Raw genomic sequence first — 13469 nt, 5'->3', positions numbered from 1 at the left:
CCACAAAACAAACAATGAAACAGCAAGGCGTAAACGTTATGAAAGCAGTAATAGGTTGGCCATCTAAATTTTGGCAATGGGGTATTGCAATTGTTTTGGCAATGGTTGTAGTTATGCAGGCCTGCCAGCCCAAAAAGCATTATGCACACCCCCATGTACAAATTGAAACTACCTTAGGTTATATAGAGGTGGAATTATATCCTGAAAAAGCACCCAAAACGGTAGCGGCTTTTTTAAGTTATGTTGATTCCGGGTATTATAAACGTGCCAATTTTTATCGGGTATTGAATGATGTGAATCAACCCATGAATGCGCCTAAAACAGAATTGGTACAAGGCGGTATTTGGAAAACGAATAATGATTTAGCGCGCTCAGTTCCCGGTATTCCGCATGAAAGCACCAAGCAAACCGGCTTACAACATGAAGAAGGTACTATTTCATTGGCCAGAATGGCACCCGGTACTGCGGGCACTGAATTTTTTATTTGTATGGAAAGAGAACCCGGCCTGGACTATGGTGGGGTGAATATGGAAGACAAGCAAGGTTTTGCGGCTTTTGGAAAAGTAGTGAAAGGAATGGATATTGTTAGAAAGATATACAACAGTAGCGATTACAATCAATACCTGGACCCGCCGGTAGTTATTTTCAACATACGGCGGGTAGGTGAATGAGGTATAACTATCTTTTTAATAATTTAAAAGCTATTTCTCTACCTAAGCCTCTAAATAACGCCAGGTTAATCCAAAATAGTGCGAATTGTTCCATTAATGTAAATTGATCATTACCACCAACATCATAACATTCAGCAAAACCGGCGTCTTTAGCCAGTTGAATAGCCCCTTGTTTTCCTTTTTCACTATTGCCCGCAACAAAAGCATCAATTTCCCAATTGCCGTATTGGGTATTTTCCATGTTATTGTATCCGGTGGTATTAAAGCATTTTACCACATCTGTGGTTTGTGTGTGGGCTAAAATGGCATCGGTGGTATTGCTAAAGCCTTCCGGTCCTTGTTTCATTACAATATTCATGGCATCAATAATTATTTTTCCGGAAGTATCGCCCAACGATTGGGTAACGGGGATAGTAGCTTTAGCCGGGGTTGCCAGTAAAATAACGGCAGCATTTTTCACTGCATCGGAAATGGAATGCACAGAAGTATTGGGGTTATTGAGCAAATGTTTTCCTTTAAAATTTTCCCTATCATTTACTCCCAATAAAATAGTATGTCCTTTTTGTGCCCATTTGGTAGCCAAAGCGCCACCCACATTTCCGGTACCGATTATTGCAATATGCATAAGTTGCTTTTTTTAATGGTTAATAAATAGGCTGTTGAACAAACACTAACCATACCCATTTAGATAATGGTTACTGTTGTGCAGTTGCTAACAAGAAAATACAGTTGGCTACTTTAATTGTTTAACGCTTCAATTAATAAGCTTGCTGCTGCTGCGCCTGAATTTTGCTGTTGTCCGGTAATCAATAAGCCATCTCTAATAGCAAATGATGTAAATGCCGGTGCCACTTTAAATGTAGTGTCAGCTATTTTTTTAGCTTCTTCTTCTATTCTATAAGGTTGAATTTTCATGCCTACTGCTTGGTCAGCAAAATCCTCTTCTGAATTGGCAAAACCGGTCCAGCTTTTTCCTTTTACTAACAATGCCCCGTTTGAATCTTTGGCTTCTAACAAAACAGTAGTAGCATGACAAACAGCCGCAACTGGTTTATTGTTTTCATAAAAAGCAACCAACAAATTCTGTAAACTCGTATTGCCTTTAAACGTGTACATAGGTCCTTGACCTCCTACTAAAAATAAGGCATCATAATCATTTACCTGCACCGATGAAAGCTTTAATGTATGGTTGAGCATTTGCTGAAATTCCGGTTTTTGCAAGTAGCCTAAGGTAATAATATCGTTTGCGGAATAACCACTGCTGTCTGTGGGATTAGAGTAGGTATCCATTTCAATGCGGCCACCCTCTGTGGAAGCCAATTCAATAGCATAACCAGCTTCTTGTAACACCAATAAAGGATGCGTCAATTCGGCAGCCCAAAAACCAATAGGCCATCCGGTTTGGGTGGATATAGCCGGCGAACTTGCAACCATTAAAATTTTTCCTTTTGGTGTTGCACCATGCTGATGAACATACTGTGTTTTTTCTACATAATTTTTCATTGTGTTTGCGTTTGAAGGTGATGAATAAATTTTCAAAAGCAAAGGTGTTTTATACTATGCTATTTTTTCTTTACTTACCAATTTGTGTGGTACTCACTTTTAGGAAAGTATGGGTATTTTGCCTATCTTAACTGCAAGCACTTTTATTGTGCAGTATGAACGGTGTTGATAAACTGTATTATTAATTTTGAAATAGTTGTATGCCCGAGTTTATTTATAAAAAAAAGCTTTATTATAACCCTGTTGAGTTTGCAATGGACCGCATTGGCGGCACCTGGAAAATCCCCATATTATGGCGATTAAAAAATAAAACGTTTCGGTATGGCGAATTGAAGAATGATATTCCCCATATAACCCATAAAATGTTGAGCAGCCAGTTAAAGGTATTGGAAGAAGAAGGGTTTATTAACCGAGTTGTTTATGCTGCTGTACCCCCAAAAGTGGAATACTCCATTACGGAAAGAGGGCTAGCTGCCATAAGCGTAATTGAAGTAATCAGAAATTACGGTATTCATTTAATGCAGGAATTTGGGATTGATGAAACGATTATCAGAAACATTCAATAAAATTAAAAAAGCGGCAGCTTGTTTAAAACCAACTACCGCTTTCAGAAGAAAAATTGGGGTATAACTTATTGCTTTTTCAATTCCATTTTTTGAATATTACCTTGTCCATCGGTTGTTTTCCAAACTTGGTATTTTGCTTTGTTGGTTACAATAATCCATGATTTTGGAAATTGTGCATTCTCACTATTCAGGGTAACATTATTTCCATTGATGGTCCAAGTAAATGGTTTTTGATCGTTGGTTTGGTTACCCAAAATAGAATAACTTAACGATTTTACACCTGTACCATCTTTTTTGAACTGAATGGTGCCTACATTACTGGCTGAAGCATTTTGCTGGCTAATGTTGGTTTCCTGAAATTTTACAATATTCCAGGTGCCGGTAAGGCGTTGCTGTAATGTACAGCTGCCTAAAGCAATAGCAGCAATTAATACTAAATAAATTTTGTTGAATTGTTTCATAATCAAACGGTTTTATTTTTTCTTATAAACGGGTACGGTACTGCATGGTTCACCGTACATAATACTTTTTGCCACCGGTTGCAAAAGGTTGGTCAATGTTAAATAAACAGCAGCCGAAACCGGTAAATCGCCACAACCTTTAATCACCACTCTTTTATCTGTAAACTCAACCACTGGTAATGCCTGAATATTTTGTAACCAAGCTTGTTCAAAAGCTTGTTCGGGTGTACCAAAAAAAACTTTTCGAGCAACCGGGGTTAAATAAGTGGCTACCAACATATATGCCCACATGGGTATAATGGCATCGGCAGAACAAAATACGGCAACAACAGCACCATCATAGTTCGACCAATTGATTTGTTGCAGGGCAGCTCTAAAATCTTTTTCTTTTAAAATAAGCCCCATGAATAAATAGTCTTTTAAATCGAATGACAACACCGACTGTTTCGGGGCAAAATCTGCCGGGTCTAAGGTTATTAAACCACTTTCTGCTACTTTATTAACAATGGGTGCTGTGTCCATATGCAAACTATTCATGATGCAAAGATACCCAATTCCGCCCGTAGGGCATTACTACATACGTTAAAAAAGGCCTCCGGAATTCATCCGAAGGCCTTTGCCTATGATTTTGTTGAAGCAATTAATAGAATTGACTGCGGTAATCTTTAACAACGGCAGTTTTACGTAATGCATCCATACCGCGATAAATAGCCATACGCAATGATTGCAATAAAGTTTGCTTAACGCCCTGCGTCTCATCGGGGGTTGTTGGTTTGCTGCTAATGGCATTAATTTGAATGGCAAATACACCGTTAGTACCTGCAATTGGGGGAGTTACTTTATTCAAATAAGCTTTGTTAAATGATGCACCGGTAAACTTAGCATCGTTGCCTATACCGGTAATAAACGGTGCACTGAAGGAAATGCTATCTGCTTTTTGAACCTGTGTGCCGGTTGCGCTAGCATAAGCATTTAAATCGTTGCCGGATTTGAACTTAGTATCTAATAATATTTTGGCTTTCTTTTCATTGCGAACAATGGGCTCAATCATGGGTCTAAGAATTGAAGCAGGAGGTAAGCCCGGTTTAATATCGGCAGTGATTAAGGGAACAACATAGTTGTTACCGATACGAACGGGATCTTGATCCACATCGCCTACACTGTGCTCATATATCCAACGAACCAATTGACGGCTATCGCCTAAATTAGGAATAGTGTAATCGTTTTCTTTAATATCGTCGGCTGTTGCAATGGGTTTGTTCATTTTAGCAGCAGTAGCTTCAAACTCTTTTTTGTTTTTGCTAAGCGAAACAAACTGAGCAGCGGCACTAACGGCAGCAGCATCGGTTTCATTGCTAATGGTAATGGGCTTAGCATAATAAGCAATTTTATAGGCAGGCGAAGAACCTTTTTGACCTAAAACCTCAACATAGTGTAAACCATATTCGGTAGTAATTACTCCTTTGGTTCCAACAGGATTTAAAAAGCTGAAGTCATTAAAAGTGGGCACCATACGGCCGGTAGTAAAATAATCGTAAACGCCACCGGTATTCTTATTCCCATCATCAGAATATTTCATTGCCACAGAATCGAAAGGAACGCCGGCTTTTAATTGCATTTCAACAGTGTCCATAATTTTACGGGCTGTACTGTCATCTCTTACTCTTTGTAAAACACCGGTTTGAGGGTCTTGTTGATGCGTAGCCACTAAAATATGGCGCACTTTGGCTGAATCGGGTAATTGTTTTACGGCAATCAGTTTTGCAATTACATATTCATTGCCATCCAAATAAGGGCCATACACACCATTTACGGGTAATTTTACAATAGAATCAATGCTTTTTTGGTGTATTTGATTTTTAGAAATATAGCCGTCGTAGTAAGGTAAATCAGATGTATTTTGGGCAAAAAAAGTATTAATATTTGTGTTGGAAGCTAATTCAGCTTTTTTGGCCAAAACAGCATTAAAAGCAGCCAATGAGTCGGCTGAGCTTGGATCTGCATTAAAAGTTACATAAGCAATATTACGTGTTTCCTCGTCGCGTTTATATTCGTCTTTGTGTTTGTTGGCATAGGCCATAATTTCATCATCACTTACTTTAACGCTAGAATCAGGAATGGCACTATAAGGTGCATAAACATAGGAAACATTAGATAAAAGATTATTATCTTCTACAGTTTTATTCACCAACCATTTTGGAACGTACATGGCTTGCTGTAATAAAGCTTGGTATTTAGCTTGTAAGGCTTGCTGAATGGCCGGTTTTATATAAGCCTCTTCCACTTGTGCCATTTCTTGTGCATTTCTCGATTTTTTCAATCTATCGAAAGCAGCTTTGGCCTCATCCACCATAAACATACCTGTTTTAGGGTCGGTAAATTCACGCTTTAAAGGAGAAGTAACAGGATTAAATAAAATATCGCTAACCTCTTTCGGTGTAATGGTTAATCCCAATTTTTTGTATTGCTGTTCCATTATAATACTGGCAACTTCATTATTCCACAGTTGCGCAATCACCTGTTCACGATTGGCACCACGACCGCCATACATGCTTACCTTTTCTTCAAAATCGGCACGTTCAATTTTTTGGCCATTTACTTTACCAATTACCGTTGTGTTAGAAAAGAAATTACCCCGGCGAAAAGAACCATCTTGTAAAATGAACGCCAATAATGCTAATGCAATAATGCCGAAAATAAACCAGGCACCTTTGTCGCGTATGCGTTGAATAACAGACATAATTATAATTGTTAGTAAGAAATTTTTATAAGGATGGCAAAAATAGGGGAATAAATTTATTGCACAAATTGTGGAAAAATATGTTTGCAGGCAATGCACTGCCAATATATACAATAACCATGGGGCACTAAAAGACATGGGCGTTAAGCACCAAACTTAATCAAAATGGTATAGGCATGAAAGTGGCAGCTTTAAAGGCTATTGGCCGCATTCACTTCCGCGTTTTGAAGAAGGCTGTCCGGCAATGCCTGTGCAAGGGTTGATTGTGCCAAGTATTGTTGGTTAGTGCTGTATATAAACAAACAACTACCCTCTTTTATGGTGTTAATGATGGCTGAAGTAATTTTTGGCGGCAATGCGGGGCAACCTTCGCTTCTTCCCAAATAGCCCTGCATGCGAATAAATTGTTCGTTTACATAATTGGCCGCATGCATTACAATGCCTCTGTTCAAAGCGTTATCATTAATGCCGGGTTCTAAACCATTTAAGCGAAGGGCAAAACCATGTTTTCCTTTATAAGTATTTTCCGTTACATAAAATCCCAAACTGCTTTCATAGCTGTTGGGGCGGTTTGAAAACCGAGTGGCCATTAACTTACCTGAATTTTTACCATGTGCTACATAGGTATTGAACAATAAAGCCCCCTTTATTACATCAATTACAAATAATCTTTTTTGGGTAGAGGGTAAACTAAAATCAACGATGGTTAGCAGTTGATTATTTTGAATTTTGCCTGCCTCGTATAATTCGTGCATACCGGTGTAGGCCATTTCAAATGCTTGATAGGAAAGCCCTTTTGCGGCCAAAGCCAATTTTTGGTATAAACTGAATGAACTTTTGGTAACGTTGCTTTTATTAGAAGTGGCAGTAGGGCCATAAGCTTTACCCGGCGCAAAGCTGAAAAGGGTAAACATTGTAACAGCAAATAGGATAAATTGGATGGATTGTTTGCAAAACTTCATCATCGGACCGCACATTTTAAATTCTTGAAAGCTGCAAACTAATCCATATCATGAAAAAGTAGTGCCAACAGCCAATTTTATTAACCTTTCATTAACATATTAAACACAATAAATTACTGCATACCCAACCAGGCGTAATAGCCTGCACCCAATAAGGGGGCTTGTTGATTTAACACTACATAAACGGTAACTTCGGCTAATAATTGGCGCATGCGACCACTGTTTTGAAAGGTATCATCCCAAACCTCGGGTTTAAGCAAAGGAAGTACTTTAGGGGCAATGCCACCGGCCAGGTATAAGCCGCCTGTAGCCTTGAATTTTAAAATTAAATTGGCTGCTTCAATGGAAAGATAGCGATTGAATAAGGCCAAAGCTTCTATACAAACAGGACAAATTCCCTGTGCAGCAGCATGGCTAATGGCAGCCGCTTTATCAGTGGCTGAAACAATAGTAGCTTCAACATCCGAAGGACAATGTTTTTTTTCTCTTTGAGTTAAAAAGTCCCATATATTTTCAATGCCCAAACCGCTTAATAAACGTTCCCAGCTAACATGTTTAGGGTATTTTTCCAGCAAAAAATGCATCAATTCAATATCCTGAAGCGTTCGGGGAGCAAAGTCGCTATGCCCGCCCTCGGTTGCAAAAGGATGATAAGCTTTACCATCAAAATACATTCCTGCTTCACCCAATCCGGTACCGGCGGCTAAAATGCCAATATTACCGGGGGTTTCATCTTTTCCCTTGTGTAAAATATGTACCTCATCGGGTTTTAATGCTGCTAATCCGTAAGCGGTAGCTTCTAAATCGTTCAAAATAGCTACGGGGCAATTATTGATTAAACTGCTGATTTCTCTTGCATTAATTTCCCAACTTAAGTTGGTAAACTTTACCGAGCCTTCAATAATAGGGCCTGCAACCGATAAACATACCCTTTGAGGGGTTGGTTGCCCGGCTAAAAAATCGTTCAAAATTTCCTGAAAGGAATGGTAGTTTTTGCTCGAGTAGCGTTGCTCTTTTAATGTGGTAAAGCCATTGCCATTTACTTTAAATAAAGCCATATTCGCTTTGGTTCCACCAATATCGCCTGCCAAAACTATAATGTTGTCGGGGGCTGTTGCTAAATGCTGAAAAGCAATCGGAAGAAATAATTGGGGTTTCATAATAAGCGGCAAGTTACAACAAACATAGTTTTAAAAATGCCAATGAGTTGTTGAATTTTTTAAAATAAGAATATGCACATACTACCTTTTTACGCAGCATTGCCTTTATATTGCAGCCCGGAAATGGAGAAAGTACACCCTTCTTTTGTGAATAAACTTAATGCACAATAAACCATTTTTGCAAGCTTCAATTTCAAAAAGCCGAATACGAAACCAATGACAGAACCACATTATTTAAAAGGATTGAATGAACCTCAACGCGAAGCGGTTACTACCATTAATGGCCCGTTGTTAATTATTGCCGGTGCCGGTAGTGGAAAAACAAAAGTATTAACCACTCGTATTGCCCATTTAATGGCCAATGGCGTTGATGCTTTTAATATTTTGGCTTTAACGTTTACCAATAAAGCGGCCCAAGAAATGAAGGAGCGGGTTGAAAAAATTTTAGGTAATAATGATGCCCGCAATTTGTACATAGGCACTTTTCATAGTGTATTTGCCCGCATTTTACGGGGCGAAGCACATAAATTAGGCTACCCGGCTAACTTCACTATTTATGATACGGATGATAGTCGCTCGGTATTAAAAACAGTGATCAATGAATTGAATTTAGACGATAAACACTATAAGCCCAATATTGTACACAACCGTATTTCAGCCGCTAAAAATGCGTTGGTGGGTCCGGCTGAATATGCTACGGATTATTACATTCAGCAAGAAGATATGCGGGCCAATCGGCCGGCTATTGCTCAAATTTATGCAGCATACGCGGCTCGTTGTTTTAAAAATGGAGCAATGGATTTTGATGACCTTTTGTTGAAAATGTACGAACTGTTGAAGACGCATCATGATGCCTTGCATAAATACCAAACCAAGTTTAAGTATATACTGATTGATGAGTATCAGGATACCAATCCTGTTCAGTATCAAATTACCAAGTTGTTGGCCGCCATGCATGAAAATATTTGCGTGGTGGGCGATGATGCTCAAAGTATTTACAGCTTTAGAGGTGCCACCATTGAAAATATTTTACAGTTTCAAAAAGATTATGATGATGTAAAATTGGTGAAGCTGGAGCAAAACTACCGAAGCACCGATACCATTATTAAAGTGGCCAATGAGGTAATTAAAAATAATAAAGGGCAAATTCCTAAGTTGTTATGGACAGAAAATGCAACCGGAGAAAAAATTAAACTGGTACGCACCATGACGGATAATGATGAAGGCAAATTTGTGGCTGATACCATTCAGGAACAGAAATTGCGCAATCATTATGAAAACAAAGATTTTGCTGTTTTATACCGAACCAATGCTCAAAGCCGTTCGTTTGAAGAAAGCTTGCGGCGTATGGGTATTCCCTATAAAATTTATGGCGGATTAAGCTTCTATCAACGAAAAGAAATTAAAGACTACATTGCTTATTTGCGTTTAATTGTAAACACCAAAGATGAAGAAGCTTTAAAGCGTATTATCAATTACCCTGTTCGGGGCATTGGAAAAACATCACTCGAAAAAGCCGTAATTATTGCCAATGAACAAAATACTACTTTGTTTGAAGTATTGCAATCGGCAGCTGCCAATGGTTTTAAAGGAGCAACTTTAGAAGCCATGCAAAACTTCGTCACCATGATTCGGTATTTTCAAACCCTTATGGCAACCAATAATGCATACGATGTTGCTGTACAGGTGGGAAAACACACCAATTTGGTAAAAGAATTGTTTAACGATAAAACCACAGAAGGCCTGGCCCGTTATGAAAACGTACAGGAATTGCTGAATAGTATTAAAGAATGGACCGAAATGCCCGATAATGAAGATGGCGAAATGGTAGATAAATCATTGGGCAGCTATTTACAACAAATTACATTATTAACCGATGCGGATAAAGACAATGACCCTGATGCGGATTCTGTAAAGCTAATGACCATCCATGCTGCTAAAGGTTTGGAATTTAAATGTGTGTTTGTGGGTGGCATAGAAGAAACCTTATTTCCGAATGCCATGAGTATAAACTCAAGAGAAGAATTGGAAGAAGAACGTCGGTTGTTTTATGTTGCCGTAACACGTGCTAAAGAAAAACTTTGGTTAAGTTATGCCAATGCACGCTACCGATTTGGCAGTTTGGTGCAGAATGAGCCCAGCCGCTTTTTGGAAGAAATGCCGGATAGTTTATTGGATAAAACCTATGCGGGTGGCGGTGCTCGGAATAATGCAGGCAACGGCTTTAATAACGGTAGTGCCTTTGCTCGTATGCAAAGGGGCATGGGTTATAGCGATGTAGATGCTGCTGAAAAAAAATACGGGCCACCCCCTGCGAAAAAAGCAAGCAGCAAACCCTCATACATGCCGGCTACACCTCCTCCGCCCAAAGTGGTGGAGCATATACCTTCTGCCAATTTTGAACCCAGTGATCCACACGATATGGAGGCCGGTCAAACTGTTGAACATCAAAAATTTGGTTTTGGCAAAATTGTAAAAATTGAAGGTGGTGCCCATAATCCCATTGCCACCATTCAATTTCAGCACAATGGTGAAAAGAAGATTATGTTGAATTATGCAAAAATTAGAATTGTGCAGCAGTAATGGACTGTTACAATTCGTAAAATAATAGTAAATGAAAGCCATTGTATTTGAACAAAGCGGAAAAGCAACATCGGTACTAACATTGCAAGAGGTGCCTCAGCCGCAGCCTTTGGAAGGAGAGTTGTTAATTAAAGTATTGGCATCTACCATTAATCCTGCAGACATATTATTCATTGCCGGTAAATACAGAATGCAGCCCAACCTACCGCAAATTGCCGGGTTAGAGGGTGTGGGTGTAGTAATGCAGCAAGGAAAAAACACCCTAACACCCACTCAAACATTAGTGGCTTTTCGTCATAAAAATGTTTGGGCGGAATATGTGGTGGTACCCGAAAAAAAAGATAATTGTGTTACCTGCCAATTTTTCGATAGAGAAAGCCGCTCAGTTCTCTCTCAATCCAATTACTGCATACGGGCTATTATCGCAAGCACGCTTGCAACAAGGAAATTGGTTGTTGTTAACAGCTGCAAATTCAGCCCTTTCAAAAATTGTCATTCAATTAGCGGCACAAAAAAAATATTCAACCATTGCGGTAGTTCGGAAAGCAGAAGAAATAGCAGCATTAAAAGCATTGGGCGCTACGGAAGTGGTATTATCAACAAATCCGCAGCTAACCAATACAATTTTATCCATCACTCAAAATAAAGGTGTTAATGCATTGTTCGATGCTGTAGGCGGCAACCTGCTAACACAATTGTTACCAACCGTTGCGCCATTTGGTAAGGTATTGATATATGGGTTGTTAGATGATCAGCCCGCGCAATTGTACAATGATACCATTGTTTTTAAAAATTTATCTCTCATGGGCTTTGGCGTGGATGCCTGGTTGCAAACCTTATCGGAAAATGAGCAAAAGGAAATGCAAACCTATTTAATAGAAAACTTACAGCAGCCCGGATTTCAATTACCGGTGTCAGAAAAATTTCCTTTTACGCAGTTTATGGAAGCTATTCAAGCTTATGAAAGCGGCAACCAAAAGGGAAAAATTTTGTTAGAAATGAATTAGGCTCAGCCAAAATAGAAATATGGGTTGCCTGAAATGCTTTAGAAAACTTGTTCAAAACCATAATTGTTAGGTACAAAACAATCCCGTGTATTCAAAGTAAGTTCAATTTTTGAAAAGTAAGGTCTAAGCATTTTCGATAGCCGAAAAAACCAAGGGCATTTCTATTTTAGCATGCTGCATCCGCAATATTTTAGTAATTTTGTACTTGAATTTATAAATTGAAGTGTTATGATAAAAACCGGCAATACCATTGTTAGTATTTATACTGAAATGACGCCCAATCCGGAAACCATGAAGTTTGTGGCCAATAAATTATTATATCCCGGAAAAAGCATTGATTTTCAGGATGAGCGAAGTGCCGGCCCTTCGCCATTAGCGAAGGAGTTGTTTAGTTTTCCTTTTATTAAAAGTGTATTTATTGCCAGCAATTTTGTAACCTTAACCAAAACACCTGAAACAGGTGATTGGCAAGATGTAATTCCTACCATAAAACAATTTTTAAAAGATTATTTGGAAAACGGTGGTCCTATTGTAAATGAGGAAGAAGTTGCCCAAATTAAGCAAGAAGCCGGCAATGTTGTTGCGGCTGATGACGATGATGTGGTAAAACGCATTAAAGAATTATTGGAGAATTATGTGAAACCTGCTGTTGAAATGGATGGAGGTGCCATTCAATTCCGCAGCTATAAAGAAGGGGTGGTGAATTTAATGTTGCAAGGAAGCTGCAGTGGTTGTCCCTCTTCAATGATTACCTTAAAGGCAGGTATTGAAGGTATGATGAAACGCATGATTCCGGAAGTAAAAGAAGTAGTAGCGGAAGCTGAATAGTTTTTCATTTTTTATAGTTTTTCCCTTCTTCGGCTCATACTGAAGAAGGGTTTTTTGTTTTAAAACTTCAGGTAAACGCTACATTCCAAATAAAATGTGTTCGACAAGTTTTTTTCCGAAGCGGGAGTGGTATTGTTAGTAGTGGTAATGGTTGAACGGTTTTTTAAAGTATAAGTTGCGGTGGTTGTTGTTTCAATTTTATTTACCGGTATAGCATAAGTGGGGGTGATGGCAAAGCCCCATTTTTTGGCATCATAAGTTAAAGGCATGGATGCTTCATAGTCTAACAATGTTACTCCCGGATTTGGAACAACAGTAGTAGCTTTTACTGAAACTACGTTAGGATTATTTTTCTTAATGGCCTTTCCTACTCTTCTATTGGTGTATCCTTCATAAAAATGTAAACTGCTGAAATTTGCCGCCAGGGTTGGTGTTAAGCTCCATTGTTGTTTATCGGGTCCCCAGTTAAAAGCGTGCGCAATATTTGTATTGAAAGCTACGTCCGTTTTATTATCGAAAATAACATCGGCGCTGGCTCCCAGTTGTAAAAAATTAAAGTCATAGCTTAAGTCGGTGCCGAAACCACCTTTAATATCACTTTTAATGGCGGTACTTTGGGCATTATAAAAGGTTTTGTTGGCACGCACATCGCCACTGAAGTTATTAATGGAAAAGTTATAGCCGGCATCAAATGAAAAGTAATCAATTCTATTTTCATTAGCGGCAGCAGCATAAGCTGCGCTGGCACTAACATACCAACCCGATTTGTTGTAATAACCAAAAGTGGGTGTTATATAAGGCAACACTGTAGAGTCTTTACGACCATTGTATACGGCATTGCTTAAGTAATCTAATGAAGCTTTGAAATACGATTGAGTGTGGGTACTATCTGATTTTTGTTGTGCAAACAGGGGCTGCGTTAACCACGTGCATAGCATACCAATGCTAATAACTGCAATTTTTAAATGCCGCATATTGTAAGGGTTAC

At 38.8% G+C, this 13469-nt stretch carries 13 protein-coding genes and 1 pseudogene; 6 read left to right on the top strand and 8 right to left on the bottom strand.

The window, feature by feature from the left end:
- Positions 1–14: 14 nt before the first annotated feature.
- Positions 15–671: a peptidylprolyl isomerase gene (locus LX80_RS08275; protein ID WP_245898021.1), complete on the top strand. Its 657-nt coding sequence runs from the start codon at positions 15–17 to the stop codon at positions 669–671.
- A 7-nt stretch (positions 672–678) separates the two neighbouring features.
- On the opposite strand, the gene LX80_RS08270 is transcribed toward LX80_RS08275, so the two are convergent.
- Together LX80_RS08270 and LX80_RS08265 are read right to left on the bottom strand one after the other, a co-directional pair.
- Entirely contained in the window at positions 679–1296 is a 618-nt protein-coding gene (locus LX80_RS08270) for an NADPH-dependent F420 reductase (RefSeq protein ID WP_111295120.1), read from the bottom strand.
- A gap of 113 nt (positions 1297–1409) precedes the next feature.
- Entirely contained in the window at positions 1410–2174 is a 765-nt protein-coding gene (locus tag LX80_RS08265; protein WP_111295118.1) for a type 1 glutamine amidotransferase domain-containing protein, read from the bottom strand.
- 200 nt (positions 2175–2374) lie between these two features.
- Here LX80_RS08265 and LX80_RS08260 point away from each other — a divergent pair, with 200 nt between their 5' ends.
- The gene (locus LX80_RS08260) at positions 2375–2740 is read left to right on the top strand and encodes a winged helix-turn-helix transcriptional regulator (RefSeq protein WP_111295116.1); all 366 of its coding nucleotides are present in this window, start codon (positions 2375–2377) and stop codon (positions 2738–2740) included.
- Between the two features lie 65 nt (positions 2741–2805).
- Here LX80_RS08260 and LX80_RS08255 read toward each other — a convergent pair whose 3' ends face one another.
- From LX80_RS08255 to glk, 5 genes are all read right to left on the bottom strand, one after another.
- Positions 2806–3201, bottom strand: coding sequence for a lipocalin-like domain-containing protein (locus LX80_RS08255; protein ID WP_111295114.1), 396 nt, complete (start codon positions 3199–3201; stop codon positions 2806–2808).
- Between the two features lie 12 nt (positions 3202–3213).
- Positions 3214–3723: a DUF2480 family protein gene (locus LX80_RS08250; protein WP_111295196.1), complete on the bottom strand. Its 510-nt coding sequence runs from the start codon at positions 3721–3723 to the stop codon at positions 3214–3216.
- Between the two features lie 118 nt (positions 3724–3841).
- Positions 3842–5941, bottom strand: coding sequence for a peptidylprolyl isomerase (locus LX80_RS08245; RefSeq protein WP_170120412.1), 2100 nt, complete (start codon positions 5939–5941; stop codon positions 3842–3844).
- Positions 5942–6132: 191 nt separating this feature from the next.
- Positions 6133–6906 (bottom strand): murein L,D-transpeptidase catalytic domain family protein, encoded by a 774-nt coding sequence (locus LX80_RS08240; RefSeq protein ID WP_211307732.1) that lies wholly within the window; start codon positions 6904–6906, stop codon positions 6133–6135.
- A 110-nt stretch (positions 6907–7016) separates the two neighbouring features.
- A complete protein-coding gene (glk, locus tag LX80_RS08235; protein ID WP_111295108.1) occupies positions 7017–8063 on the bottom strand; it encodes a glucokinase in 1047 nt (348 codons plus the stop codon).
- 216 nt (positions 8064–8279) lie between these two features.
- Between glk and LX80_RS08230 the strand changes: the two genes are divergently transcribed.
- From LX80_RS08230 to LX80_RS08215, 4 genes and pseudogenes are all read left to right on the top strand, one after another.
- Complete coding sequence (locus LX80_RS08230; RefSeq protein WP_111295106.1) at positions 8280–10646, top strand: ATP-dependent helicase; 2367 nt, start codon at positions 8280–8282, stop codon at positions 10644–10646.
- Positions 10647–10677: 31 nt separating this feature from the next.
- Positions 10678–10896, top strand: a pseudogene (locus tag LX80_RS14700) (alcohol dehydrogenase catalytic domain-containing protein); the annotation flags it as partial.
- 67 nt (positions 10897–10963) lie between these two features.
- The gene (locus LX80_RS14625) at positions 10964–11653 is read left to right on the top strand and encodes a zinc-binding dehydrogenase (RefSeq protein WP_245898020.1); all 690 of its coding nucleotides are present in this window, start codon (positions 10964–10966) and stop codon (positions 11651–11653) included.
- Positions 11654–11881: 228 nt separating this feature from the next.
- Complete coding sequence (locus tag LX80_RS08215; protein WP_111295102.1) at positions 11882–12481, top strand: NifU family protein; 600 nt, start codon at positions 11882–11884, stop codon at positions 12479–12481.
- Between the two features lie 59 nt (positions 12482–12540).
- On the opposite strand, the gene LX80_RS08210 is transcribed toward LX80_RS08215, so the two are convergent.
- On the bottom strand, positions 12541–13455 hold the full coding sequence (locus tag LX80_RS08210) for a hypothetical protein (protein WP_111295100.1): 915 nt from the start codon (positions 13453–13455) through the stop codon (positions 12541–12543).
- Positions 13456–13469 lie beyond the last annotated feature (14 nt).

Origin of the sequence: Hydrotalea sandarakina (assembly GCF_003254115.1) — a bacterium.
GTDB classification, from domain to species: Bacteria; Bacteroidota; Bacteroidia; order Chitinophagales; family Chitinophagaceae; genus Hydrotalea; species Hydrotalea sandarakina.
Note: the sequence above shows the minus strand (reverse complement) of the source record. Positions and strands in the feature narration are given on the sequence as shown.

Excerpts from the sequence above, each read along its gene's own strand:
- LX80_RS08215 (WP_111295102.1), top strand. The coding sequence starts at position 11,882 with ATGATAAAAACCGGCAATACCATTGTTAGTATTTATACTGAAATGACG.
- LX80_RS08230 (WP_111295106.1), top strand. The coding sequence starts at position 8,280 with ATGACAGAACCACATTATTTAAAAGGATTGAATGAACCTCAACGCGAA.
- LX80_RS08245 (WP_170120412.1), bottom strand. The coding sequence starts at position 5,941 with ATGTCTGTTATTCAACGCATACGCGACAAAGGTGCCTGGTTTATTTTC.
- LX80_RS08275 (WP_245898021.1), top strand. The coding sequence starts at position 15 with ATGAAACAGCAAGGCGTAAACGTTATGAAAGCAGTAATAGGTTGGCCA.
- LX80_RS08260 (WP_111295116.1), top strand. The coding sequence starts at position 2,375 with ATGCCCGAGTTTATTTATAAAAAAAAGCTTTATTATAACCCTGTTGAG.
- LX80_RS08270 (WP_111295120.1), bottom strand. The coding sequence starts at position 1,296 with ATGCATATTGCAATAATCGGTACCGGAAATGTGGGTGGCGCTTTGGCT.
- LX80_RS14625 (WP_245898020.1), top strand. The coding sequence starts at position 10,964 with ATGTGGTGGTACCCGAAAAAAAAGATAATTGTGTTACCTGCCAATTTT.
- LX80_RS08240 (WP_211307732.1), bottom strand. The coding sequence starts at position 6,906 with ATGATGAAGTTTTGCAAACAATCCATCCAATTTATCCTATTTGCTGTT.
- LX80_RS08255 (WP_111295114.1), bottom strand. The coding sequence starts at position 3,201 with ATGAAACAATTCAACAAAATTTATTTAGTATTAATTGCTGCTATTGCT.
- LX80_RS08250 (WP_111295196.1), bottom strand. The coding sequence starts at position 3,723 with ATGGACACAGCACCCATTGTTAATAAAGTAGCAGAAAGTGGTTTAATA.
- LX80_RS08265 (WP_111295118.1), bottom strand. The coding sequence starts at position 2,174 with ATGAAAAATTATGTAGAAAAAACACAGTATGTTCATCAGCATGGTGCA.
- LX80_RS08210 (WP_111295100.1), bottom strand. The coding sequence starts at position 13,455 with ATGCGGCATTTAAAAATTGCAGTTATTAGCATTGGTATGCTATGCACG.
- glk (WP_111295108.1), bottom strand. The coding sequence starts at position 8,063 with ATGAAACCCCAATTATTTCTTCCGATTGCTTTTCAGCATTTAGCAACA.